Genomic DNA, 24,345 nt, shown 5'->3' with positions numbered 1-24,345 from the left:
CTAGGGGCGGCCCACCACGCTGGCGCGCAGACTGCCCGCCAAGACGTCGACCGTCAGGTCGAAGCGCGGCATCGACTTCTTCCAGGTCTGCATGTTGGTTGCGGCCTTGTAGTCCTGGGCGCTCAGCCACGTGATGACCTCGGCGCGCTCGGACTGCTCCAACGCCGGAGCGAGGCAGTCGTTCACGACGCCGTCCAGAACCTTCCGGTCGACCTTCTTCGTGCCGTGCTCGAGGAGGCATCGCACGGACTCCGCCTCGGCGCCGCCCACGATGGTGGTGAGGACCAAGCTCAGCCGGCCGCCGCCCGCGGGATAGTCGACGATCGTGTACCGCTCGCGCAGCTCCGCGTTCTCCTTCAGAGGCGCCTTCCAGCGCTTCTCCCAGGCCCTGGCCACGGCCTGACCATCGACGCCCTGGATCGGCCCCAACGGCGGCAAGGTGTAGGCGAGACGGGCGGGATCGCTTTCGCTTGTGCCGGGCACCATGACGCCCCCACCGGCCGTGGACTCGGCGTCCCCACCGGCCTTGGACTCTCCGGAGTCCGGGGTGCCGTCGGCGCCGACCGCCCCGGCGGATACCGCCGGAAGGCCGGAGTCCGAGCCGCCCGTCGGGTCCGCGTCCACGCTCAGGAGCTGCTTCACCGCGAAGGCGGTCAGAGCCAGCAGAAGCAGAGCAATGAAGATCACTACCATCGTTCGCCTGCCGTTCGAACGGGTCGACGAGTGTGTCTCGGGTGTTGACATGGGTGTCCTCAGCAGCTCATTCGTGTCCGGGAAGGCAGCGAAGCGTATCAAATTGATGTTGAGCCGGAGCTTTGACTGAGGTCGATCACTTGAGGCAGGATGACGCCGCAGAATCTAGCCACGGGGATCTATATGCTTCTACGGCGAATCATCGTCTTCCTGTCCACTATCCTGCTGGGGCTCGGCGCCTTCGTGCTGCCGGCCTCCCCGGCGGCCGCCGCGGTCCACTGCGTCAACTTCGGCTGTGACGGCCTGAAGGTCGCGGACACCGACTGCAAGGCCAACGCGTATGTCATCACCGGCACCAAGGTCCTCGACTCGGCGGGCGCGGTCGTCGGACGTGGTGACCTTTACTACAGCGTGACCTGTCACGCCATGTGGGCCGACTTCACCTCGCTCACCGCCGGATTCTCCGGCTCGGTCTACCTCGAGTTCTCGCCCGAGTACGGCGGCGTGAACGAGCAGCGGGCGAACCTCGGCATCACCGGCGCGCAGAACTACGTCACGACCCTGGTCGGCTGGCAGCGGTCGGTCCGGTTCTGCGCCGTCACCGGCATGCCGAACGCGTTCTGCACGCTCTGGCGCTGATCAGTGACGCCTCATCGCAACAGCAACGACCATTCGCACGGGGGAAAAGTGCACTCTCGTTTCGCCAAGTCACGCCTCCTGGCGGTGAGTACCGCGGCGGCCGTCGCCGCCGGCCTCGCCGTGCCGGGCCAGGCCCTGTCCGCCCCGGCACCCACGCCGGCGCCGACGGCTCCATCCGCCGACGGCGGCGCCATGCCGCAGCCGGACGCCACCCTGGGATCGTCGTGGCGCAAGTCCTCCGACGTCATCGTCACCGGCGCCGGCGACACCGACGGCTACCACCTCTACATCGCCCGGGAGAAGGACGCCTTCGCCTGGAAGACGCTGGCCACGCTGAAGTCGAGCTCGCTCGAGATCGGCCCGTGGATGGGTGAGGTGTGTGTCACCGGCTCCGGCCGGTACGCCGTCGCGGTGTTCGCCCCGAAGAAGGCGGCGAACAAGCCGGAGCTGATGCGTGCCGGTGGCTTCGCCGCCGTCGTCGACACCACCACCGGCAAGTCCACCCACGTCGCGACGGGGGTGTCGCTCTCCTACTACAACCCGGCGTGCGGGCCGGACGACCGGGTCCTGGTGAACCGGTCGATCGGCGACGACTTCGGCACCGACACCGAGATCCTGACCATCGACGCCGCAGCCGCGAAGGTGACCGGCACCCGCAAGGTCAAGGGGCAGCTCACCACGCCGGCCCCCGCGCCCGACGGGGACTACGGCATCGCCGGTGGCAAGCTGGTGAAGATCGCGGCCGACGGCCGGACGACCAAGGTCGCCACGATCAACGGCCAGGCCTTCGGTGTACGGGCGACCGCCCGCTCCGGCCTCGACATCGTCTCGGTGCGGGGCAGGGAGACGGTCGCGGAGCGTTTCAGCGGCGGCAAGCTGCGCGAGACGGCCCGCGGCCCGGTCGGGAAGCTGCAGCTGTTCGGCCAGGCCGGCGGCGAGAACGCGCTGGTCGGCACGACGACGTCGGCGGTCACCACGGCCCAGCTGAAAACCGTCGCCACCGACGCGCGGGTGGACAAGGTCTCGGCCAGGGGCCACCTGCTCGCCGAGGAGGTCTTCAGCAAGCAGTCCGCCGTCGCGGTGCAGAGCCCGCTGCAGTTCGCCGATCCCGAGGACGCCGGCAAGGTCACGGTCAAGCTGCGTGCCGCCACCAGTGGTGCCCGCGTGACCCACGAGCTCAAGGCCACCAAGGCGCCCGTGCTGGACGCGGACATCAACTCCTCGCCGGACAAGGGCGGCGCCGCGAAGGTGTCGGCCGCCCTGGCCGCGCGCAGCATCACCCAGCCCAAGTGCATCGTGCGGCGCAACGACCCCATGATGCAGCCGCACCAGCCGAGCCCGAACCAGGTCGAGTGGGCCATCGACCAGGCGGTCCACGGCCGTCTGATGGTGCAACGCCCGGCGGACTACCTCAAGGCGGGACTGCCGGCGTACAGGCCGCAGGCGCTGTTCGAGAGGAAGGAACTGATCGGCGGCGGTCACGTGCCGGCCAACGTCCTGCTGGGCGTGGTCGCCCAGGAGACGAACATGTCGCAGGCGTCGTGGCACGTGGTTCCCGGTGACACCGGCAACCCGCTGATCGGCAGCTACTACGGCAACAAGGGCAACCTCGACTACATCAACTACGACGACGCCGACTGCGGGTACGGCATCGGCCAGGTCACCGACGGCATGGCCGGCGGACTGTGGACGGACACACAGGCGCGCGCCATCTCGCTGGACTACGCAGCGAACATCGCGGCCAGCCTGAACATCCTGATCGAGAAGTGGAACCAGCTCCAGCTCGAGCCGAGCCAGTACCAGACGTTGATGAACAACAACGATCCCTCGTACGTCGAGAACTGGTTCACCGCGCTCTGGGCCTACAACAGCGGCTACTACCCGTACGACCGGCGCAACAGCACGCTGCAGGGCGGCTACTGGGGCATCGGCTGGCTGAACAACCCGGCCAACACCGAGTACCCGGCCGACCGTGACCCGTTCCTGCGCAAGACGATGGCCGACGCGGAGCGACCGAGCAAATGGTCCTACCCCGAGCGCATCATGGGCTGGGTCGAGAACCCGCAGAAGAAGGGCCTGGTCATCTGGACCGAGGCCTACTCGAAGCCGACCTTCGGCAACAGCGGCCGGTCGGACGACGAGAACCTGAAGCGAATCCTGTCGGTGCCGGGCCGGTTCGACTTCTGCAATCCGGCGGTCAACGGCTGTTCCGAGGCGGCCAACGGCTGCCCGGCGGTCAACGCCTCCTGCTGGTTCTACGGCCACTCGCAGTCGCGCTGGCCGGCCGGCCCCGGGCAGCAGAAGCACAAGGGTGACATCGCCAACTGCCTGCTCGAGGAATGCACGACCGAGAAGCTCGCTTACTCGCTGGGCAGCTCCGAGCCGGAGACCGACCGCATCTATCCGAAGGAGTGCGACACCTTCGGCTTCTGGAGCGACCCGGCCCGGGACGCCACCAAGAAGGTGTCGATCGTATACAGCCTCAACGACACCTCGCGGCACAATCTCGGCTGCGGCGACGTCGAGGAGCAGAACGGCAAGTTCACCCTCCGTCTCGGAAACCCGGCCGGCAGCCCGGACACGGCGCCGTACGCGGAGATCGACCTGCACCAGGCCGGTGCCGGCTACAAGGGCCACTCGTGGTTCACGTACATGTATCCGAACGAACGCTACAAGCACAAGATCGTCGGTACCTGGATCCCGGACCTCGACCTGGCGCCGGGCACCCGGAGCCGGTACAGCGTCGTCGCTCACCTGCCGAACCACGGCGCGGACGGTTTCGGCGACTACCAGATCTACAACGGTCCCATCACCGATGTGACCAAGGAATGCCATGTCGACTTCGAGGCCGAGACCCAGAGCGACATCCCCGGCGTCGTCGGCAAGGGCAAGTGGGTCTACCTCGGCAACTACGACATGGGCCGCGGTTCTCAGGTGCAGATCAGCAACATCGGGGTCCCCGAGTTCGAGGGCAACGACAGTGTCGCCTTCGACGCCATGGCGTTCGTCCCGACCGCCACCCGGAACCCCGCGGCAGCCGCCTGCCGTGAGGACTACCCGCAGTAGGGCGATCGGTAGGTGATCACGGCCCGGGTGACTTCCGTCACCCGGGCCGTCTCGCTGTCCGCCGTCCTCTTAGCCAACCCTTACGAACCACCCTCGGAGGTCTTAGAAGATCACGTCAGGGTTGGCGCTCATGACCGTTACCACTGAGCCCGCCGCCGTCCGGCGCCGGCTTCCCGTCACCCCCGCGTGGTGGCCGGGCGCCGGCGCGACCGCCGCCGCGCTGAGCCTTCTGATCGTCACCGTGCTCTGGGTGGGCAACGGCGGCGTGTCCGATGTGACCGGTGGCGACGCGATCACCGCGATCGGCCGGCTCACCGGCCTGTACGCCTCCGACCTGCTGCTCCTCCAGGTGCTGCTGATGGCCCGGATCCCGCTGGTGGAACGGGCCTTCGGCCAGGACCGGCTGGCCCGCTGGCACCGCTGGACCGGGTTCACCTCGTTCTGGCTGATGGTCCTGCACATCGTCACGATCACCATCGGGTACGCGGCCGGCGCGAACCCGCTCAGCACGTTGTGGAACCTGATCCTCACCTACCCGGGGATGCTGCTGGCCGCGGCCGGCACGCTCGCGCTGGTGATGGTCGTGGTCACGTCGATGCGGGCGGCCCGGCGGCGCCTGCGCTACGAGTCGTGGCACCTGCTGCACCTGTACGCGTACCTGGGTGTGGGCCTGGCACTGCCGCATCAGATCTGGGCGGGCGCCGACTTCACCGGCACGGCCTGGGCGCGTGCCTACTGGTGGACCCTCTACCTGGCCGCGGCGGGCGCCGTTCTGGCGTACCGCATAGGTCTGCCCTTGATCCGTAACCGCAGGCACCGCCTCACGGTGAGCCGCGTGGTCGCCGAGGGGCCGGGCCTGACCTCGGTCCATCTGACCGGGCGGCGGCTCGCCGAGCTGCCCGCGCGGGCCGGGCAGTTCTTCCACTGGCGGTTCCTCGGCGGCCCGGGCTGGACCCGCGCCAACCCGTTCTCGCTGTCGGCGACGCCGCACGGCGACGCGCTGCGGATCACTGTGAAGGACTCCGGCGACGGCAGCTCCCGCATCGCCACCCTGAAGCCCGGCAGCCGGGTGCTGTTCGAGGGCCCCTACGGCAAGCTGACCGGCGAGTCCTACCGGGGCGAGCCGGTGGTGCTGCTGGCCTGCGGCATCGGCATCACCCCGCTGCTGTCGCTGCTCGGCGAGCTGCCCTACCGCGACGGCGACGCCACCCTGGTCTACCGCGCCCGTACCGACGCCGACCTGGCCTTCCGTCACGAGCTGGACTGGTTCGCCGACCGGCGCGGCGTGCGTGTCGTGCCGGTGACCGGATCCCGCGCCCGCAGCACCTCCTGGCTGCCCGGCAGCCTGGCGGGCGCCGGCGACGCCGAGGCGCTGCGGCAGGTGGCACCGCGCATCGCGACCGCCCGCGTGTACATCTGCGGCCCGGAGGAGTGGGCCGCCGCCGCGAAGGCCGCCGCCATCGCCGCCGGCGCCCGCGCCGACCGTGTCCACACCGAGCTCTTCGCCTGGTAAGGGAGAGATCCGATGCGACGTATCAGCCTGTGGATGCTCTCCACCGTGGCAGCGCTCGTGCTGCTGTTCAGCTACCGCACCAGCACCGGGGCCGCCGTCGCCGAGACCGCGGCGGTGGCGCCGGCCACCACCTCGGGCGAGGGGCGGGCCTTCACCGGCGACACCGCCACGACCCGGGAGGGCGACGTCCAAGTGGTGATCACCGTCGCCGACGGGAAGATCACCTCGGTCGCCGTGCCGGTCTATCCGACCGGCAGCCAGAAGCACGACGAGATCAGCGCGCGGGCCCTCCCGGTGCTGGTCGAGGCCACCCTGGCGGCGCAGAGCGCGGACATCGACTCGGTCTCCGGCGCCACCTACACCAGTGGCGGCTACCGGCAGTCCCTGCAGTCGGCGATCGACGCGGCCGGGATTTAATGGACCCCATGCGGATCCTGGTGGTGGAGGACGACGCGGCCGTGCGTGACTCGCTGGCCCGTACCCTGCGGTTCCAGGGCTACCAGGTGGACACCGCGGGCGACGGGTTGTCCGCCCTCGACTCGGTGCGGGCCGGCGAGCCGGACGCGATGGTCCTCGACGTGAGCATGCCCCGGATGGACGGGCTGGAGACCTGCCGCCAGCTGCGTGCCGGTGGCGTGGTGGTGCCGGTGCTGATGCTCACCGCCCGCGACAGCGTCGGCGACCGGGTCGCCGGTCTCGACGCGGGCGCCGACGACTACCTGGTGAAACCGTTCGCCCTGCAGGAGCTGCTGGCCCGGATCCGGGCGCTGCTGCGCCGCTCCGCCCTCTCGCCGGCCCCCGCCGAGGAGACCGGTGAGGACCTTCTGACCTTCGCGGACGTACGGATGAACCCCACCACCCGTGAGGTGTGGCGGGGCGAGCGCGCGCTGAAACTGACCCGTACCGAGTTCGGGATCCTGGAGGCGTTCCTGCGCCACCCGCGGCAGGTGCTGACCCGGACCGCGCTGTTCGAGCAGGTCTGGGGCTACGACTTCGGTGAGGGGTCGAACAGCCTGCACGTCTATCTCGGCTATCTTCGGCGCAAGCTGGAGGCCGAGGGTGAGGCGCGTCTGCTGCACACCGTCCGCGGTGTCGGATTCGTGCTGCGGGAGGAGCCGTGGTGAGAGCGTGGTGGCGATCCCGGCCCCTGCACGACCGGCTGTCGCTGCTGGTCACCGGTGCGGTGGCGGCCGCGGTGCTGCTCGTGTCGGCCGGGGCGTGGGTGAGCGTGCGCGCGATCCAGCAGAACAAGATCTCCGCGGAGTTGCTGGCCGACGCCCGTACGATCGCGGAGAACCCCTGGCAGTGGCTGAAGTCGCAGGGCGCCCGCCCCGACCCGGGCGACAAGGAGATCGGGCCCTGCTGGCAGGTCCTCGACCCGTCCGGCGTGGTGGTCGGCGGCAGCGCCGTCCGGCTCCCGGTCACCGCGACCGCCGTGGCCATCGCCACCGCCGGGCAGCCGGGGACCCGTGAGCAGGTCATCATCGGCCCGGGCGAGTATCTGATGCTGACCGTCCCGATCGAGGGCGGCGGCGCGGTCCAGGTCGGTCTCGACCCGAGCCCCGACGAGCGGGTGCTGGTGGCGTTCGCGGCCCTGCTGGCGGTCGGCTGCGCGGCGGGGATCGCCGGGGCGGCGGTGCTGGGGCGCACCGTGGCGCGCGCCGGCCTGGCCCCGGTCGATCATCTGACCGGCGCGGTCGAGGACGTCGCCGTGTCGATGGACCTGACGCGGCCGGTCGAGGTGTCCGGCAACGACGAGATCGCCCGCCTGGGCCGCTCGGTGAACGCGATGCTGACCGCCATCCACGCCTCCCGGCAGGCGCAGCGGGCCCTGGTCGAGGACGCCGGTCACGAGCTGCGGACCCCGCTGACCAGCATCCGGACCAATGTGGAGCTGCTGATGGCGGTGGAGCGCCAGCCGGATCTGGCGTACCGGCTACCGCCGGAGGAGCGGGTCAAGCTGCTCGACGACCTGGACGCCCAGGTCCGGGAGCTGGCCACGCTCACCACCGAGCTGGTCGAGCTGTCCCGCGAGGAGGGCAGCCGGGAGACGATCGAGCAGGTGGAGTTCGCCGAGGTGGTGACGGCCGCGATCAACCGGGTGCGGATCCGCGCGCCCGGGTTGGCCTTCGACACCGATCTGACGCCGGTGACCGTGCTGGGCCGCCCCGGCGAGCTGGAGCGGATGGTGGTGAACGTGCTGGACAACGCGGCCAAGTGGAGCCCGCCGGGCGGCACCGTCACGACGAGGCTGTCCGGTGGTGTGCTGACCGTCGCCGACAACGGGCCGGGGATCGCCGACGAGGATCTGCCGCACGTGTTCGACCGTTTCTACCGGGCGACGGCGGCCCGTTCGATGCCCGGCTCCGGCCTGGGTCTGGCGATCGTCGCGCAGACCGCCACCCAGCACGGCGGCGGTGTGACCGCCGGCCCGAACCATCCGTGCGGGACGGTCGTGACGGTGCGGCTGCCCGGAGCTCAGACACCCGGATAGTCGATGCCGCGTAGCTGCGCGGTGGGGCCGGTCCAGGGGTGCGTACCTCCTGGCCGGTGATCTGCCCGCCGACCCCGCCGAACGGGACCGGCTGCTACCCCGGCTGGCCGACTGGCCGTACCCGCTCGCCGGCCGGATCGCCGTGGTGGGGGAGTGTGCCGACCGGTCGGCCGACGTCGACTACCGGTTCCTGCGGGTGGAGGGCGACACGGTGACCGAGCCGCGGCCGTGCGGCGACCTGCTGGCCGGCGTGGGCCCTTTCGCGATCGAGCGTGGTCTGGTCGCCGTCCAGGGCGACACCACGGCGGTACGGGTGCGCATGCCCGCCACCGGCGCCCACGCGACCGTGCACGTCCCCACTCCGGGCGGCCGTCCCGCCTACGCCGGGGACACCGCGGTCAGCGGGGTGCCGGGCACCGCGGCCCGGCTGCTCATCGACTTCGGCGACGTCGCCGTGCTGCCCACCGGCCGGGTCGCCGACGACCTCGACGGTGTGCCGGTGACCCTGGTCGACAACGGTGTGCCGCTCGCGCTGGCCGAGGCGGCGGGGCTCGGTGTCACCGGACACGAGACCCCGACCCGGCTGGAGTACGACGAGCGCCTGCGTCACCGGGTCGGCCGCCTGCGCCGGCTCGCCACCGAGCTGATCGGCACCGAGCCGACGATGTGCCTGCTGGCCCCACCGGCCGACGGCGGCAGCCTGAGCACCCGGACCCTCCTGCCGCACCGCGTGCACGCCGCGATCGGCATCCGCGCCGCGGTCGGCGTCGGCGCGGCCGCCACCCGGCCCGGCAGTGTGGCGGCCCGGCTGCTCCGGGACGCCGACCGGGCCGTGGTGCCACCGGGCCTGCTGCGCCTGGAGCATCCCACCGGCTTCCTCGACGTGGTGCCCGGCTCGTCGGTGGTCAGCACCGCCCGGCTGGTCCTGGACGGCCGCCTCTTCGCCCGCTGAGAGCCGACCGGCGAGCCAACCGGCGAGCCCGCCGGGGTGGCGGCGAGCCCGCCGGGGTGGCGGCGAACCGGCCGGGGTGGCGGCGAACCGGCCGGGGTGGCGGCGAACCCAACGGGTGGGCGCAAACTCACAAGATCATCTTTTACCGGCGGTGATGCGGTTCCATACGGAGGTGAAAGACTGCGCCATCGACTCCGGCACCGGCCGGGATGGCCGTATCAGAGAGGCGACACCTGTGGCGGACGAGGTCATCGGGATCATCGGAGCCGGCATCGTCGGCCTGGCCATCGGGCGGGAGATCAGCCTGCGACGGCCCGGCACCCGCGTCGTGGTCGTCGAGAAGGAGTCCGAGGTGGGGCAGCACCAGACCGGCCACAACTCGGGAGTCGTGCACGCCGGCATCTACTACACGCCGGGCAGCCTGAAAGCGGAGCTCTGCACCCGCGGCCGGCTGCTGCTGCGGGAGTACTGCACGGACCGCGCCATCGCCTACGACGAGTGCGGGAAGCTCGTCGTCGCGGTGCGTGAGGACGAGCTGGGGCGCCTGGACGACCTGGAGAAGCGGGCGCGCGAGAACGGCGTACCCGGATTGAGAAGGGTCGACCCGAGCGGGATCCGCGAGATCGAGCCGCACGCCGCCGGCCTCGCCGCGCTGCATTCGCCGGAGACGGCGATCACCGATTTCCCGGGCGTCGCGAAGGCGTTCGCCGAGGACATCCGCTCCGCCGGCGGGGAGGTCCGGCTCGATTTCCCGGTGACCGCCGTCAAGCGGAACGTCGGCTCGATCCGCATCGAGTCCGGCGAACGCAGCGTCACCGTCGACCGGGTGATCGTCTGTGCCGGCATCCACTCCGACCGCGTCGCCGGGCTGGCCGGTGACGCCGCCGAACCGCGGATCATCCCGTTCCGGGGCGAGTACATGCGGGTCAGCGACGAGAAGGCGGACCTGGTCCGGGGCATGATCTACCCCGTTCCGGACCCGCGTTACCCATTCCTGGGCGTGCACTTCACCCGCCGGGTCACCGGGATCGTCGAGGTCGGCCCGAACGCGGTGCTCGCCACCGCGCGTGAGGGCTACACCCGCACCCGGGTCTCGATCCCCGACCTGGCCGGCATCGCGGCGTGGCCGGGCACCTGGCACATGGCGCGGAAGCACTGGCGTACCGGGATCAAGGAGGTCCGCGGCTCGCTGTCGAAGAGCCGCTACATGGCCGAGGCGATGCGGTACGTCCCGGAGATCGGCGCGAGCGACGTGGTACGGGCCGGCGCCGGCGTGCGCGCGCAGGCACTGGACCGCGACGGCAGCCTCGTCGACGACTTCCGGATCCACCGTCTGGGTCCGGTCACGGCCGTACGCAACGCCCCCTCACCCGCGGCGACGTCCTCGCTGGCGATCGCCGAGCATGTGGTGGCCGAAGTCTTCGGATGAACGGCGCCGGCCGGGCCCCGGGAGTGCCGAGGCCCTGTCACCCCTGATCGTCAGACCGATGCGCTTGTCGAGCGACGGGCGGCCGGGATCACCAGGGGAGTGCCGGTCTCCGGGTCGTCGATCACCCGGCACGGCAGGCCGAAGACCTCCTCCACCAGCTCGGCGGTGAGCACTTCGGAGGGCTGTCCCGAGCGGGCCACCCGGCCGGACCGCATGGCGATCAGATGGGTGGCGTAACGGGCCGCGTGGTTGAGGTCGTGCAGGACCGCGACGAGCGTACGGCCCCGGCGCTCGTGCAGCTCGGCGCAGAGGTCGAGGACCTCGATCTGATGGGCGATGTCCAGATAGGTGGTCGGCTCGTCGAGCAGCAGCAACGGCGTCTGCTGGGCGAGCGCCATGGCCAGCCACACCCGCTGCCGCTGGCCGCCGGAGAGCTCGTCGACCTGCCGGTCGGCCAGGTCGGCCACCCCGGTCGACGCCATCGACTCCTGCACGACCTGCTCGTCCTCGGCCGACCAGCGGCGCAGGACGCCCTGGTGTGGGTAGCGGCCCCGGGCCACCAGCTCGGCCACGGTGATGCCGTCCGGTGCGGTCGACGACTGCGGCAGCAGCCCGAGGGTCCTGGCGACCATCCGGGTCGGCTGCGAGTGCACGTCCCTGCCGTCCAGCAGGACCGTCCCGGCGGTGGGCTTGAGCAGCCGGGACAGCGCCCGCAGCAGGGTCGACTTGCCGCACGCGTTCGGCCCGATGATCACGGTGAACGAGCCGTCCGGGATCTCGACGCTCAGGTCCTCGGCGATGACCCGCTTGTCGTAGGCGAGCGTCATCCCGGCGCCGCTGAGCCGGGGCGTGTGACCCGTCATCTCATCTCCTGTCGCAGTGTCGGTCATCGAGGCCTCAGATCCGCCCGGCTCGGCGCTCGGTGGTCAGCAGCCAGACGAGGTAGGCGCCGCCGACCAGGCCGGTGACCACACCGACCGGCAGGGGACGATCCTCGAGCAGGTGCTGGGCGACGAAGTCGGCGCCGGTGAGCAGCAGCGCGCCGACCGCGATCGACGGCAGGAGGTTGGGCCCGGGCGCCCGGGTGAGCCGTTTCGCCAGGTGCGGAGCGATCAGGGCGACGAAGTTGACCGGGCCGGCGCTGGCCGCGGCGAACGACACCAGCAGCGCCGCCGCCAGCAGCGATGCGTTCCGCAGCAGCGACACCGGGACACCCAGCGCGGCTGCCGCGTCGTCGCCCATCTCCAGCATTCGCAGGCCCGGGCCGCAGGCGAGCAGCAGGAACGGCAGGGTGATGCCGAGCACGATCAGCATCGGGACGGCCTGACCCCAGTCGCGTCCGTCGAGGCTGCCGGTGAGCCAGAGCAGCGCCCGGGCGTTCTCCATCTGCACGCCGCGGGTCAGCAGGTAGCCGCTGATGCCGGTGAGGATCGCCGCCAGGCCGATGCCGACCAGGATGAACCGGAACCCGTGCAGCGCCCGGCCGGCGATCAGCTGGATGAGCAGGGTGGCGGCCAGCCCGCCGGCGACCGCGGCGATCGACAGCTGGGTGCTGGTGCCGCCGAGGATCACCACGGCCAGCGCGGCGGTGCTCGCGCCGTTGGTGACACCGAGCATGTCCGGGCTGCCGAGCGGGTTGCGCACCAGCGACTGGAAGACCGCGCCACCGGCTGCCAGCGCCGCGCCGACCAGCAGCGCGGTGACGAGGCGGGGCAGCCGCAACTCGCCGATGATGAACTCGTGTGCCGGATTGCCCTCGCCGAACAGGGTGGCCACCACGTCGGCCGGGGCGATCTCGAAGTCGCCGGTGCCGAGGCTGAACACGCTGATCACGAACGCGCCGAGTGCGGCGGCGACACCGACCACGACGGCCCGCGGCCGGATGCCGATCCGCCGGCCGATCGGGTTCTTCCTGTCGATGAGGACGGCGGTCATTTGGCGGCTCGCACGAGATAGAGGAACAGGGGACCACCGAGCACTGCGGTGACCGTGCCGACCTGCAGCTCGCCGGGGCTGCCGAGGATCCGGCCGAGCACGTCGGCGCCGAGCAGCAGCACCGGCGCGAGGATCGCCGTGTACGGCAGCAGCCAGCGTAGATCGGGCCCGGTGAACGGGCGCACCATGTGCGGGATGAGCAGTCCGACGAAGACGATCGGCCCGCACGCCGCGGTCGCGCTGCCGCAGAGCAGGGTGACCGCGACGATGACCGCGCCCCGGATCACCGACGGGTTGGCGCCCAGGGCGCGGGCCGCGTCGTCGCCGAGCGACAGCGCGTTCAGTGGGCGGGCCACCAGCAGGCCGGTGAGCAGGCCGGCCGCGAAGAAGGGCAGCAGCCGCTCGACGGTGGCGAAGTCGGCGCTGGCCAGCGAGCCCGCGGTCCAGAACTTCAGTTTGTTGATGGCCTGGGTGTCCGACAGCAGCAGGGCGGACACATAGGAGAGCAGGGTGGCGTTGAGGGCCGCTCCGGCCAGGGCCAGTCGTGCCGGGGTGGCCGACCGGCCGCCGCCGACCGCATACACCATCGCGGTGACGATCGCGGAGCCGGCGAGCGCGAACCACACGAACCCGAAGAAGGTGCTGACGCCGAAGAAGACCGCCGCCGTGGCGACCGCCGCGGAGGCGCCCGCGTTGATACCGAGCAGACCCGGATCGGCGAGCGGGTTGCGGGTCAGCGCCTGCATGATCGCCCCGGCCAGGCCGAGGCCCGTGCCGACCATCAGGCCGAGCAAGGTCCGCGGCAGGCGCATCTCGTGGACGATCCCGTAGTAGGGCGACCCCGGATCCCAGAGCCCGGACCAGACCTCGGCGGGAGTGAGGTACCGCGCACCGAATCCGATGCTCAGCATGAGAACCGCGGCGAGCGCGAGAAGTGCGAGGCCCAGACCGAGCAGGCGTACGGACGACCGCCGTCCCGCCTGGGGCGGAGCGACGACACGTACCCCACGGTCGGTAGGGGTGTCATAGGTGGACAGTGCGGTTCTCCCGTCCCGGTGGTCTGGATCCTGTTGACGCGCGATCGGTTCGTTAGGTTAGCCTAACCATCGCAGGCGGCCGAAGGGCCGGTCGTACCCCAGAAAGACTCTCGAAGATGACGTATTCACAGCATTCTTTGTCCCGTCGCGGCCTCCTGGCCGCCGGCGGCGCCGCCGGGCTCGGCGCGCTGCTCGCCGCATGTGGTGGTGGCAAGGACGAGACCGGGTCGTCACCAGCCGCTTCGGGCGCCGCTGCGGGTTCGTGGTCCTTCACCGACGACCAGCCCAAGGAGCTCAAGGCCGACAAGGTCCCCAGTAAGATCGTCGCCTTCACCGGCACCGCCGCCGCCCTCGTCGACCTCGGTCTGCAGGACAAGATCGTCGGCGTCTTCGGCGAGACGAAGAAGGCCGACGGCACTGCCGAGGACCAGGCGGGCGACCTCGACATCAGCAAGGTCGAGATCGTCGGGAACAAGTGGGGCGAGTTCTCGGTCGAGAAGTACGCCGCGCTCGCCCCCGAGCTGCTGATCACCCACCAGTTCGACCCGGGCAACTACTGGTATGTGCCGGACGAGAGCAAGGACCAGATCGTCAAGCTCGCGCAGGTCGCCACCGTCAACGTCGGACGCGTCCCGCTGAACAAGCCGATCGAGCGGTATGCCGAGCTGGCCAAGGCCCTGGGCGCCGACCTGAACGCGCCGAAGGTCGCCGAGGCCAAGGCCCGCTTCGAGAAGGCCGCCGCCGACCTGACCGCGGCCGCGAAGGCGTCCGGTGGCGTCAAGGTGCTGTTCGGCTCCGGCTCGGCCGACATCTTCTACGTCTCCAGCGCGGCGGTGAGCTCCGACCTGATGTACTTCAAGGAGCTCGGCGTCGACCTGATCATGCCCGAGGTCAAGGGCGCGGACTACTACGAGTCCTTGAGCTGGGAAAATGCCGGTAAATACCACGCCGACATCATCTTCCTCGACGCCCGGCCGGGTGACCCCCTGCAGCCCAAGGACCTGGCGTCGAAGCCGGGCTGGAGCGCGCTGCCCGCGGTCAAGGCCAACCAGGTCTTCCCGTGGCAGCCCGTCCCGATCTACTCCTGGGCCGGCGCCGCGCCGCTGCTCGAGGCCCTGGCCGCCGCGATCACGAAATCCAAGAAGCTGGCCTGACCGCCCCGCATCATCGAGAGCCCCATCGCCGCCGAAGCCGCGCGGCGGTGGGGCTCTCGCCTCGTGGCGCCGGCCTTCGCGACCGTGTCGCCCGCCCACGGCTCGTCCGGCCGGGCGCTGGGCTTGGCGAGACGGTATTGCAACGGCTCTTCGCCGGTCATACATGCCTCTTTTTTGCAAAGCGGACAATTCTTACTTTACGGTCTAAGGCATGTCTGACCGCCCGATCTTCGTCGTCGGCTGCCCGCGTTCGGGCACGACCATGCTCCAGCTCATGCTGCACGCACACCCACGCATCGCGCTGCCCCCGGAGAGCCGGTTCCTGCTGCCGGCCTACCAGCGCAGACGCGAGTTCGGCGACCTCGCCGACGCGGCCCGGCGGCGCGCCCTCGGTGAGTGGATCACCGGCACCCCGCACTTCGGCGATCTCGGTCTGGAGCCGGAGGCGGTGGTCACCGCGGTCGAGGCGGCGCCACCGACGCTCGGCTCGGCGCTCGGCACGGTCTTCAAGCTGTACGCCGCCCGTTTCGCCAAGCCACGCTGGGGCGACAAGCGGCCGCTCTACCTGCGTCACCTGCCGACGATCCGGCGCCTCTTCCCGGACGCGCAGATCATCGCGATCATGCGCGACGGCCGCGACTGTGTGGCCTCGCTCAAGGAGGCCCCGTGGAGTCCGGGCGAGCTGGGGGAGCTGATCGACATCTGGGCCCGGTCGGCCGACAACGCGCTGCGGGCCGCCCGCACGCTCCCCGGTGACGTCTACCACCAGGTCCGCTACGAGGACCTCGTCGCCGACCCGGAGCCGCACCTGCGCCGGATCTGCGAGTTCCTCGGCGAGGAGTACGACCCGGCGATGTCCCACCCGTCCGACCTGGCTGCGGTCGCCGTGCCGGAGTACAAGACGTGGCACGCGCTGACCAGATCGGACGTCACCACGGCCCGGGTCAGCAGCTGGCGGCAGCGCCTCACCGGTGACGAGATCGCCCGCTGCGAGGCGGTCTTCGGTGACCGGCTGATCCGTTTCGGATATCAGCCGGCCACCGACTGCCGCCGCACGCCCCGGGTCCGGGCCGTCCGCACCTGGCTGACCGTGCGGGACAGGATCAGCCCGGCCCGGGACCGCGCCGAGGACGTCCGTGGCCGCCTGCGGGCCCGGTGCTGCCCGCCCGCCTCTAGATCAGGATCATTCCTGGCCGGTGTACGCCTTCAGCGTGTTCGCCGCCTGGCGCCGGGCCTGCTCCGGATCGGTGCCGAACGCGATGTCCGCCTCGGTCCACGCCTCGGCGCTGAGCCGCATGAACGTGAGGCCGTCGGGCGACGTCGCCCACTCCATGGCCGCCTCGGGGTGATCGTCGCCTCCGGGGTGTCCAGGTGGTTGGCCAGGCCCCAGAACGCGCCCTCCCAGCCCAGCCCGACCGCGCCCGGACCGTACTGCTCCCAGTGCTCGTCGGCGACGTGCGCCACGTGCTCCAGCTCGAACCGGGTGCGGCCGTCGCCCTCCGGGACGAGCCGCACCTCGACCCAGCTCACCTGGTCGCCGAACTCCCACGTGGCGCCGACGGCATGCGGCCGCTCGCACTTCGTGATCGTGCCACCGGCGTTGCCCTCGAACTGGTAGCTGCCGCCCACCCGTAAGTCACCGGAGACCGGCAGGAACCACCGGGGGATCCGCTCCGGGTTGGTGACCACGTCCCACAGGTCGGCCTGGTCGGTGTCGTAGGCCTGGCTGATCGTCATCACGCGCGCCTCGCCGGCCTCCAGCACACGGGTGCCGATCGTCCGCCGTACGCTGCTGATCTGCTCTTTGACCTCGATCATCCTGCGCTCCTCGCATCGCTGGTCCCGACGCCTTCGCCGAGTCGCCGAAGGCGTTTGCCGCGGGCCACCTCGGTGGCCATCGCGGACAGGTGCGGCGTCCAGAACCTCCGGAACGGCGCCAGCCACTCGTCGACCTGCCGCAGCGCGGTGTGGTCGACCGCGTAGAGCCGGCGTGCGCCGTCCGGCCGCACGGTCGCGAAGCCGTTGTCGCGCAGCACCCGAAGGTGCTGGGACACGGCCGGCTGGGTGATGCCGAACTCCGCGCGGATGACGGCGGTGACGGCTCCGGAGGTCTGCTCACCCTCGGTGAGCAGCTCGAGGATCCGGCGGCGGACCGGATCACCGAGTACGTCGAACGCATGCACGAGCACGACCCTATCAGATGCGGCTTATATAAGTGGTGCGTTTTAAAATAGGCCGCCGGGCCCGCCCGGTGGAAGGGAGGCGGGCCCGGCGGAGTTCGCGGGTCAGGCGCGGATGCGGTTGCGCAACAGCGCGCCGGACTCGGTCAGCGAGCCGGTGCCGGAGAAGCTCCCGGCGCTGCAGGTGCCCGGCTTGAAGGCGGCGCTGCCCTCGCTCGCGTCGGAGTACGTCCAGTTGGCGTAGCCGATCTTGAGCCGGTCCAGCAGGTCGAACCAGGCGTTGCTGCTCGCCACGTCGACCGCGCCGTCACCGGTGTAGGTCACCGTGCCGAACTCGGTCACGAACAGCGGCAGCGAGGCCGCGGCCCGCTCCACCTCGGCCCGGTAGCTGTCCTTGTGCGACGCCGCGTAGTAGTGGAAGGCGTACATCACGTTCGAGGCGCTGACCGGGTTGTTCACGATCTCCGAGGAGTTGGAGCCCTCCGAGACGCCCAGCGACGACCAGCCCCGGGTGCCGACGATCACGACGCCGTCCGGGTCGTTCGCCCGGATCACCGGGATGACCTGGTCGGCGTAGTTCTTGATCTGCGCCCAGCTCACGCCGTTCGGCTCGTTGGCGATCTCGTAGATGACGTTCTTCTTGTTCGCGTGGCGGGCCGACACCTGCGCGAAGAAGGTCTTGGCCCGCTCCAGGTTGAAGGCGGGATCGCCGGGCGTGAGGATGTGGAAGTCGATCAGCGCGTACATCCCGCGCTCGGTGGCCTCCTCGACCAGGTTGTTCACCCGGTTGGTGAAGCCGGCCGGGTCGGTCTCGTAGCCCTGCTCCTGCACATACATCGAGATGCGGAGGAGGTCGGCGCTCCACTCCTTGGCGAGCACGTCGAGCGAGGCGTCGGTGTAGCAGTTCGGGAACCACTGGATGCCGTGCGTGCTCATGCCCTTGAGCTGGACCGCCTGGCCGTACTCGTTGCACAGCTTTGTGCCGCAGACCTTGAGCTGCCCGTTGACCTGCACCGGTGTGCCGGTGGTGGGCGGCGTGGAGGTGCTCACCGAACCGGAGGGAGACGGTGACGGGTTCGTCGTCCCGGTGCACGCCTGCCCGTTGACCAGGCAGTTGGTCGGGCGGCCGGTGCCGTTGACGATGAAGCCGAAGCTGGTGGAGGCGCCGGCCGCGATCGTCGCGTTCCAGCCGGCGGGCGTGAACGTGTAGCTGCTGCCGCTGCCGGCCTGCGTGGCGTTCCACGACTGGGTCACGGTCGTGCCGGCCGGGAAGGTCAGCTCGACCTTCCACGTGCTGATCTGCGACGATGTGTTGTTGTTGACGGTCACCTGGGCCTGGTAGCCGTTGTTCCACGAGCTCTGCACGGCGAACGCCGCCGTCTCCGCGCTGGCGGGGAGCGCGAAGAAGGCGGCGGTCGACGCCGCGGCCACGGCCAGGACCGTGGTCAAGATCGTTGCTGTCCGGCGTTTCACGAAAGCATCACCTCGGGGGATGGGTGCGGGCTGCCGCTGGGGACCGGCAGTGGGGGAACCCGCCCTGGGAGCGCTCCCAGGATCTCCGACTGTAACGCCTGCGTTAACCGGCGTCTATTCCAGGGCGACCGCCACCGGCTGGATCGTGACCCGGACCCCGGTGCCGGGAGCCAGTTCCGGCAGCCGTCCGCTGGGCACCTGGGCGATCACCAGATGATCCCCGACGGACACCGTGACGCGGCTCGTCGGGCCGAGGAAACTGCTGGTCAGCACCTTCGCGGTGGAGTCCGCGTCAGGGGTCACCTCGACCGCCTCGGGCCGGATCAGCGCGGTCACCCCGCCGTCGGAGTGCGGGCTCACCAGCGGCAGCGCAGTGCCGAGCACCTCGACGACGTCGCCGGTCACCGTTCCCGGCAGGCGGTTGCTGGTGCCGACGAAATCGGCCACGAACGCGGTCGCCGGGCGTAGGTACACCTCCGACGGGGTGGCCAGCTGCTCCAGCTTCCCGGCCCGCATCACGCCGACCCGGTCGGCGATCGCGAGCGCCTCCTCCTGGTCGTGGGTGACGAAGAGGGTGGTGGTGCCGACCTCCGTCTGGATCCGCCGGATCTCGTCGCGCAGCTGCACCCGGACCTTGGCGTCGAGCGCCGACAGCGGCTCGTCGAGCAGCAGCACCTGCGGCTCGATGGCCAGCGCCCGGGCCAGTGCGACCCGCTGCTGCTGCCCACCGGAGAGCTGATGCGGATACCTGCTGCCGAAGCTGCCGAGACCGACCAGGTCCAGCATCTCCGCGGCCCTCTCCCTCGGAGCCCGGCCCTTGCGGAGGCGCAGGCCGAACTCCACGTTCTGCAGGGCGTTCAGGTGCGGGAAGAGGCTGTACGCCTGGAACACCATCCCCATGTCCCGACGGTTGGCCGGCAGTCGCGTGACATCCTTCCCGCCGACCAGGACCCGCCCGGCGGTGGCCTCCTCCAGCCCGGCAAGGATCCGCAACGCGGTGGTCTTGCCACAGCCGGACGGCCCGAGCAGCGCGATCAGCTCACCCGGCTCGATCGACAGGTCCAGGTCGTCGAGGGCGTGGACGCTGCCGAACGTGCGGCGCAGCCCGTCGAGGTGTACGGCGACGCCGGTCATGATTTCTCCTTTGAGGAACGCCGCGACGAGGAGTCGCCCGCCAGCGAGAGCACGAGCAGGAGCACGAACGCGAGCAGCAGTGCGGCCAGCGACACCGCCACCGACACACCGGCGCTGCTCTTGCCCAGGTACTCGATGGCGACCTGCAGGTTGGTGCGGTGCAGCAGGGACGCGATGGTGAACTCGCCGAGCACCAGCGCCACGGTCAGGAACGCGGCGGACAGCACGGCCGAGCGGATGTTCGGCAGCACCACCCGCACGATCACGGTGGTCCAGCCGGCACCGAGACTACGGGCCGCCTCGGCCAGGGTCTTCACGTCGATCGCGGACAGGCCGGCGTCGATCGCCCGGTACGCGTACGGCAGCACCAGGATCGTGTAGGCGAACACCAGGGTCAGCGACGAGCCGCCGAGGAAGTAGTTGACCCAGGCGTACACCGGGGCCAGGCCGACCACCAGCACGATCGCCGGGATGGTCAGCGGCAGCAGGCAGAGGAACTCGACCAGCCGGCGCAGCCGGGGCAGCCGCAGCCGCACCCAGACCGCGGTCGGCACCAGCAGCGCCAGCATCAGCAGCGAGGTGAGCGCCGCCTGGAGCAGCGAGGCGGTGATGCCCTCGGCCAGCGCCGGGTACTCGGAGCTGAGCCGCGGCCAGTCCAGCAGCAGCGGCCACGTCCTGTCGTCGCGGGTGCTGAACTCGACCATCGCGACCAGCGGCAGCAGGAAGAACACGCCCATCACGGACAGGACGGTCCAGCGAAAGATCACCCGAGCCATTTGGCGGTCCTCTTCTGCAGCAGTGCGTAGAGGGTCATCACCACGGCGACCACGACCACCATGCCGAGCGCCATCGCCTTGCCCAGGTTGGCCTGACCGAGCACGACCTCGCTGGTCAGGGCGCCGCGAATCTGCAGCGGGACGATCGGGCTGCCCTGGCTGACCAGGGCGGCGGCGGTCGCGTACGCGGAGAAGGCGTTGGCGAACAGCAGCAGCGTCGAGCCGAGGAACGCGGGGGCGAGCAGGGGGCCGGCCACCCGGGTCCAGTACTGCCAGGTGTTGCCGCCGAGGCTGACGTGCGCCTCCCGCCACTGCGGGCGGATGCCGTCCAGCGCGGGCAGGAAGACGATCACCATGAGCGGGATCTGGAAGTACGTGTACACCAGCGTCAGTCCGGGCAGCTCGAACAGCCAGACCCCGTTGGCGTACGGGTCGAGGCCGTGCTCCTGCAGCCACAGCGTGACGAACCCGGACAGGCCGATGGTCGCCAGGAACGCGAAGGCCAGCGTGACGCCGCCGAACTGGGCGAGCACCCCGGCGGCCGCGGTGACCAGCCGGCGCAGCAGCCCGTCCGGTTTCGCGGTGACCAGCGCGTACGCCAGCAGTGCGCCGAGGACCGCGCCGATCAGGGCGCTGGACGCCGACAGCGCGATGCTGCGGCCGAACGCGTCGACGATGTACCCGTCGGCGAGGGCACGGACGTTGGCCAGGGTGAAGCCGCGGCCGCCGTCACCGGTGAACGCGCCGATCACCACGGTAAGCGTGGGGATGACCAGGAAGATCGTCACGAACGCGAAGAACGGGATCGTGCCGAGCAGGGCGGCGCCCCGCAGGCGTGGCCGTGGAGCCACGCGCTGCGGAGCGTCCGCGGCGATCTCAGCCAATGGCCTTGGCCCAGTTCGCGGTCAGGTACTCCTTGGCCTTGGCGCTCTGGGCCTCGGTCGGGATGACCGGGGTGCCCTCGACGGTCGGCAGCGCGGCGAACGCGGTCGCGTCGATGGTGCCGGCCTTCTGCATGGCGTCGGCGCGGACCGGGCGGGCGCCACCCTTCAGCCACAGGTTCTGGCCCTCGTCGGAGTAGAGGAACTCCTGCCACAGCCGGGCCGCGGCCGGGTGCGGGGCGTCCTTGCTGATCGCCTGCACGTAATACGAGCCGAGGACCGCACCGGACGGCACGAAGACCTTCCAGGTCGGCAGCTTCTTCGACTGCGCGGCGTTCAGGTAGTCCCAGTCGAAGACGACGGGCGTCTGACCGGACTCGACGGTGGCCGAGGTCGGGTCGACGGGCAGGAAGTTCCCGGCCTTCTTCAGGTTGCCGAAGAACTCGACACCCTTGGTGATGTCCTCGACGGTCCCGCCGTTGGCCAGCGACGCCATCTGCACGCCACCGAACGCCGCACCGGCCTGGGTCGGGTCGCCGTTGAGCGCGACCTTGCCCTTGTACTCGGCCTTGAGCAGGTCGGCGACGCTGGTCGGGGCGGGAACCTTGGCGCTGTCGTAGCCGATCGACATGTAGCCGCCGTAGTCGTTGACCCAGGTGCCGTTCGCGTCCTTGAGGGTGTCCGGGATCTCGGCGAACTTCTCCACCTTGTACGGGGCGAACAGCGCGGTGTTCGCGGTCGCCACCGAGACGCCAAGGTCGAACACGTCGGGGGCGGTGTCCTGGCCCTTGAGCTGGGTGGCGGCGTTGATCTCGTCCTGGCTGGAGCCGTCCGGCTGGGCCGAGTTGACCTTGATGCCGTACTTCGTGCCGAAGGCCTTGATGATCTCGCCGTAGTTGGCCCAGTCCGGCGGCAGCGCGATGACGTTGAGCTGCCCCTCCTTCTTGGCCTCGGCGATCAGGGCGTCCAGGCCGCCCAGGTCGGCGGCGCTGGTGGCGGTCCCGGCCTTGCTCGTGGCGGCCTCGGACTCCTTCTCCGGGGGCGAGCAGGCGCCGGCGAAGGCGATCATCGCGGCAGCCGTCAGGGTGGTGACTGCGGAGCGGGCAAGGGTGGTGCGCACTGAGTTCCTCCTTCTGCGGCACCGGTGACCGGTGCGCGCTGGTGGATCATGGAAGTGCCGGGTGGAGGACAGACATACGGAAGGAGACCTCGGGGCGAATTCGGCCCTTCCGCCGTCGCCGGGGGTTTCCCTGCACTTTTCCACGCGCCGCAGATGATCGAAAGCAGTCGTTGGCCGACTGTTATATGGCAGACTCCCCGATGTGGACCAAGCCGCCCTCGCCCGGCTCGCCGCGGCGGCGGGTGTGGCCGGGGTCACCGTGCACGTGGCACTGGCCGGCGGTCACGCCGGGCACGCTCCGGCGCTGCTCGTGGCCCTCGGTGTGCTCGCGCTGGTCTGCGTCCCGTGCGGTCTCTCGCTCCTGCGCCGCCCCGCCGACCGCGCGGCCTGGACGACCCTGCTGGTGCTGAGCGCGCTGATGATGGTGCTGCACCTGGCCATGGACCCCCGCGGCCCGATGCTGGCGGTGGTCCTCGCGGTGCCGGGCCTGCAGGCCCTGCTGTTCTTCTTCGCGGTACGGGTGCGGACGGCCCCAGCGTCAGCGGGCCGTCTCGAGCACCGCTTTGAGCCGGGTCAGGTCGGCCTGCACCAGGTCGGCGTCGCGGTCGAAGTCCTCGTCGGTCATGCCGGGCAGCCGGCGCAGCGTGAACATGATCTCGGCCCCGTCGCCGTCCGGGATGACCCGCATCGGCGCGTAGACCTCCCCGCCGTCCGGCGGCCGCAGCCAGTGGTCGAGCACACCCAGCTCGTTGGGCGGCGTGAAGACCAGCTCGGCGCCGTCGTCGCCGATCCGCCAGCGGCCGTCCTCCCTCGTCACCGACGTGGCCAGTCCGGGCGCCCAGGCGGGCAGGTTCGCCGGGTTCGCGGCGAACGCGTACACGTCATCGGCCGGAACGTCGATGTGCTCGCTGAGGTAGCGCGATGCCGAAGTCACTCCGGCATCGTCGCAGAAAATCCCGGCTCCGGACGGCGTACCGATTGATCGGCGTAGTCCGTATCCGCGGGCGTGACATTGTTCCGATCGCGGAAACGGCCGGTCGTGCGCCCGTGGCCCGCCCGGTGAACGGGCGGGCCAGGGGCTACCGGATCCCGGGGATCAGTAGAGGTCGGTGCACAGGTCCGGCTCGCTGACCGGGACCACGAGGCACGCCTTGGCCTTCATGCCGGCGTCGTTGACCATCGCCGACCACTTGACGGTGCTGTTGGTGACCTGCTCCGCCTGGGTCCGGTAGCTCCCGTTGGCGTTGTAGCTGACCACGTAGACCGTCCACTGGTACGCGTTGGTCCGGGCCCACGCCGTCCGGCAGGTGGGGCTGTACCGCAGCTCGACGTACGCGCTGTTCTCGCCCAGGTTCGGGTTCGCCAGCTTCTTGTAGACCTTGCCGGAGACCGAGGGCCGCTTGGCGTCGGTCTGGCACAGCACCGTGGCGCCGGGGCCGCCGACGCTGGTGTCGAGGTACGTGTAGCTGGCCGGGTTCTTGCCGTCGCACTTGCTGCCACAGGCGGCGAAGGCCGGAGTGGCGGTGATGCCGAGGGTCGCCGCCGTCGTCAGGACTGCGGCCACGCCGAGGCGTGTCACTTTGCGGATCACAATGGTTACCTGCTTTCGATGCATTCGGGCGCAATGAATTGGCCCGGCCTGGAAAAGGCCGGGCTGGTGCCGCGAGTATCGCGCTGAATGGGAAGTCTGGTGACAGGAAATGACTCTGGGTGCCACGCGATACGCGTGGATCGGCTAATCGTGAGGACGCCGCCCGCAGACCTGTTCACATCAGTTGTAGTTCATCACCGAATACCGCTCCCCCGTTCGGCATGCCATGCTTCGCGGGAGCCACCCTAGATCCACGATCATCACCGCGCAACCCGCCT

At 70.5% G+C, this 24,345-nt stretch carries 22 protein-coding genes and 1 pseudogene; 10 read left to right on the top strand and 13 right to left on the bottom strand.

Annotation, left to right across the window (positions count from 1 at the left end):
- Positions 1-693 carry a hypothetical protein gene (locus ACQPZW_RS34865; protein WP_433790265.1) on the bottom strand — a complete coding sequence of 231 codons (693 nt, stop codon included), beginning with the start codon at positions 691-693 and terminating at the stop codon, positions 1-3.
- A 183-nt stretch (positions 694-876) separates the two neighbouring features.
- Between ACQPZW_RS34865 and ACQPZW_RS34860 the strand changes: the two genes are divergently transcribed.
- The 8 genes from ACQPZW_RS34860 (at position 877) to lhgO (ending at position 10,786) form a co-directional block, all read left to right on the top strand.
- Positions 877-1,332: a hypothetical protein gene (locus tag ACQPZW_RS34860; RefSeq protein ID WP_433790264.1), complete on the top strand. Its 456-nt coding sequence runs from the start codon at positions 877-879 to the stop codon at positions 1,330-1,332.
- Positions 1,333-1,380: 48 nt separating this feature from the next.
- Complete coding sequence (locus ACQPZW_RS34855) at positions 1,381-4,398, top strand: hypothetical protein (protein WP_433790263.1); 3,018 nt, start codon at positions 1,381-1,383, stop codon at positions 4,396-4,398.
- A 130-nt stretch (positions 4,399-4,528) separates the two neighbouring features.
- Complete coding sequence (locus ACQPZW_RS34850) at positions 4,529-5,911, top strand: ferredoxin reductase family protein (RefSeq protein WP_433790262.1); 1,383 nt, start codon at positions 4,529-4,531, stop codon at positions 5,909-5,911.
- Positions 5,912-5,923: 12 nt separating this feature from the next.
- Complete coding sequence (locus tag ACQPZW_RS34845; protein WP_433790261.1) at positions 5,924-6,328, top strand: FMN-binding protein; 405 nt, start codon at positions 5,924-5,926, stop codon at positions 6,326-6,328.
- An 8-nt stretch (positions 6,329-6,336) separates the two neighbouring features.
- Positions 6,337-7,035, top strand: coding sequence for a response regulator transcription factor (locus ACQPZW_RS34840; RefSeq protein ID WP_433790260.1), 699 nt, complete (start codon positions 6,337-6,339; stop codon positions 7,033-7,035).
- A complete protein-coding gene (locus ACQPZW_RS34835; protein WP_433790259.1) occupies positions 7,032-8,405 on the top strand; it encodes a sensor histidine kinase in 1,374 nt (457 codons plus the stop codon). The genes ACQPZW_RS34840 and ACQPZW_RS34835 overlap by 4 nt, the downstream gene beginning before the upstream one ends.
- Positions 8,406-8,454: 49 nt before the next feature.
- A complete protein-coding gene (locus ACQPZW_RS34830) occupies positions 8,455-9,357 on the top strand; it encodes a PrpF domain-containing protein (protein WP_433797702.1) in 903 nt (300 codons plus the stop codon).
- Positions 9,358-9,592: 235 nt separating this feature from the next.
- The gene (gene lhgO / locus ACQPZW_RS34825) at positions 9,593-10,786 is read left to right on the top strand and encodes an L-2-hydroxyglutarate oxidase (protein WP_433790258.1); all 1,194 of its coding nucleotides are present in this window, start codon (positions 9,593-9,595) and stop codon (positions 10,784-10,786) included.
- A 50-nt stretch (positions 10,787-10,836) separates the two neighbouring features.
- On the opposite strand, the gene ACQPZW_RS34820 is transcribed toward lhgO, so the two are convergent.
- The 3 genes from ACQPZW_RS34820 to ACQPZW_RS34810 form a co-directional block, all read right to left on the bottom strand.
- Positions 10,837-11,613, bottom strand: a complete 777-nt coding sequence (locus ACQPZW_RS34820) for an ABC transporter ATP-binding protein (RefSeq protein ID WP_433797701.1) — start codon at positions 11,611-11,613, stop codon at positions 10,837-10,839.
- Between the two features lie 70 nt (positions 11,614-11,683).
- Positions 11,684-12,721 carry a FecCD family ABC transporter permease gene (locus ACQPZW_RS34815; protein WP_433790257.1) on the bottom strand — a complete coding sequence of 346 codons (1,038 nt, stop codon included), beginning with the start codon at positions 12,719-12,721 and terminating at the stop codon, positions 11,684-11,686.
- Complete coding sequence (locus ACQPZW_RS34810) at positions 12,718-13,632, bottom strand: FecCD family ABC transporter permease (RefSeq protein ID WP_433790256.1); 915 nt, start codon at positions 13,630-13,632, stop codon at positions 12,718-12,720. Before ACQPZW_RS34810 ends, ACQPZW_RS34815 begins: the two co-directional genes overlap by 4 nt.
- Positions 13,633-13,874: 242 nt before the next feature.
- Between ACQPZW_RS34810 and ACQPZW_RS34805 the strand changes: the two genes are divergently transcribed.
- Positions 13,875-14,912 (top strand): ABC transporter substrate-binding protein, encoded by a 1,038-nt coding sequence (locus ACQPZW_RS34805; RefSeq protein ID WP_433790255.1) that lies wholly within the window; start codon positions 13,875-13,877, stop codon positions 14,910-14,912.
- Between the two features lie 211 nt (positions 14,913-15,123).
- Positions 15,124-15,867: pseudogene (locus ACQPZW_RS34800) on the top strand (sulfotransferase family protein); the annotation flags it as partial.
- A gap of 251 nt (positions 15,868-16,118) precedes the next feature.
- On the opposite strand, the gene ACQPZW_RS34795 reads toward ACQPZW_RS34800, so the two are convergent.
- The 9 genes from ACQPZW_RS34795 to ACQPZW_RS34755 form a co-directional block, all read right to left on the bottom strand.
- Entirely contained in the window at positions 16,119-16,649 is a 531-nt protein-coding gene (locus ACQPZW_RS34795) for an SRPBCC family protein (RefSeq protein ID WP_433797699.1), read from the bottom strand.
- A 77-nt stretch (positions 16,650-16,726) separates the two neighbouring features.
- Positions 16,727-17,095, bottom strand: coding sequence for an ArsR/SmtB family transcription factor (locus ACQPZW_RS34790; RefSeq protein WP_433797698.1), 369 nt, complete (start codon positions 17,093-17,095; stop codon positions 16,727-16,729).
- Between the two features lie 102 nt (positions 17,096-17,197).
- The gene (locus ACQPZW_RS34785; RefSeq protein ID WP_433790254.1) at positions 17,198-18,565 is read right to left on the bottom strand and encodes a cellulase family glycosylhydrolase; all 1,368 of its coding nucleotides are present in this window, start codon (positions 18,563-18,565) and stop codon (positions 17,198-17,200) included.
- Between the two features lie 114 nt (positions 18,566-18,679).
- Positions 18,680-19,699, bottom strand: a complete 1,020-nt coding sequence (locus tag ACQPZW_RS34780; protein ID WP_433790253.1) for an ABC transporter ATP-binding protein — start codon at positions 19,697-19,699, stop codon at positions 18,680-18,682.
- Complete coding sequence (locus ACQPZW_RS34775) at positions 19,696-20,475, bottom strand: ABC transporter permease (protein WP_433790252.1); 780 nt, start codon at positions 20,473-20,475, stop codon at positions 19,696-19,698. Before ACQPZW_RS34775 ends, ACQPZW_RS34780 begins: the two co-directional genes overlap by 4 nt.
- On the bottom strand, positions 20,463-21,326 hold the full coding sequence (locus ACQPZW_RS34770; protein WP_433790251.1) for an ABC transporter permease: 864 nt from the start codon (positions 21,324-21,326) through the stop codon (positions 20,463-20,465). Before ACQPZW_RS34770 ends, ACQPZW_RS34775 begins: the two co-directional genes overlap by 13 nt.
- 25 nt (positions 21,327-21,351) lie before the next feature.
- Positions 21,352-22,476 (bottom strand): ABC transporter substrate-binding protein, encoded by a 1,125-nt coding sequence (locus ACQPZW_RS34765; protein ID WP_433790250.1) that lies wholly within the window; start codon positions 22,474-22,476, stop codon positions 21,352-21,354.
- 538 nt (positions 22,477-23,014) lie between these two features.
- Positions 23,015-23,410, bottom strand: a complete 396-nt coding sequence (locus ACQPZW_RS34760; protein ID WP_433790249.1) for an SRPBCC family protein — start codon at positions 23,408-23,410, stop codon at positions 23,015-23,017.
- 162 nt (positions 23,411-23,572) lie between these two features.
- Positions 23,573-24,055 carry a DUF2690 domain-containing protein gene (locus ACQPZW_RS34755; RefSeq protein ID WP_433790248.1) on the bottom strand — a complete coding sequence of 161 codons (483 nt, stop codon included), beginning with the start codon at positions 24,053-24,055 and terminating at the stop codon, positions 23,573-23,575.
- Positions 24,056-24,345: the final 290 nt, after the last annotated feature.

The sequence above is a fragment of the Actinoplanes sp. CA-252034 genome, assembly GCF_050956125.1.
Taxonomy (GTDB): domain Bacteria; phylum Actinomycetota; class Actinomycetes; order Mycobacteriales; family Micromonosporaceae; genus Actinoplanes.
This window is presented reverse-complemented; position numbering and strand designations above follow the sequence as displayed.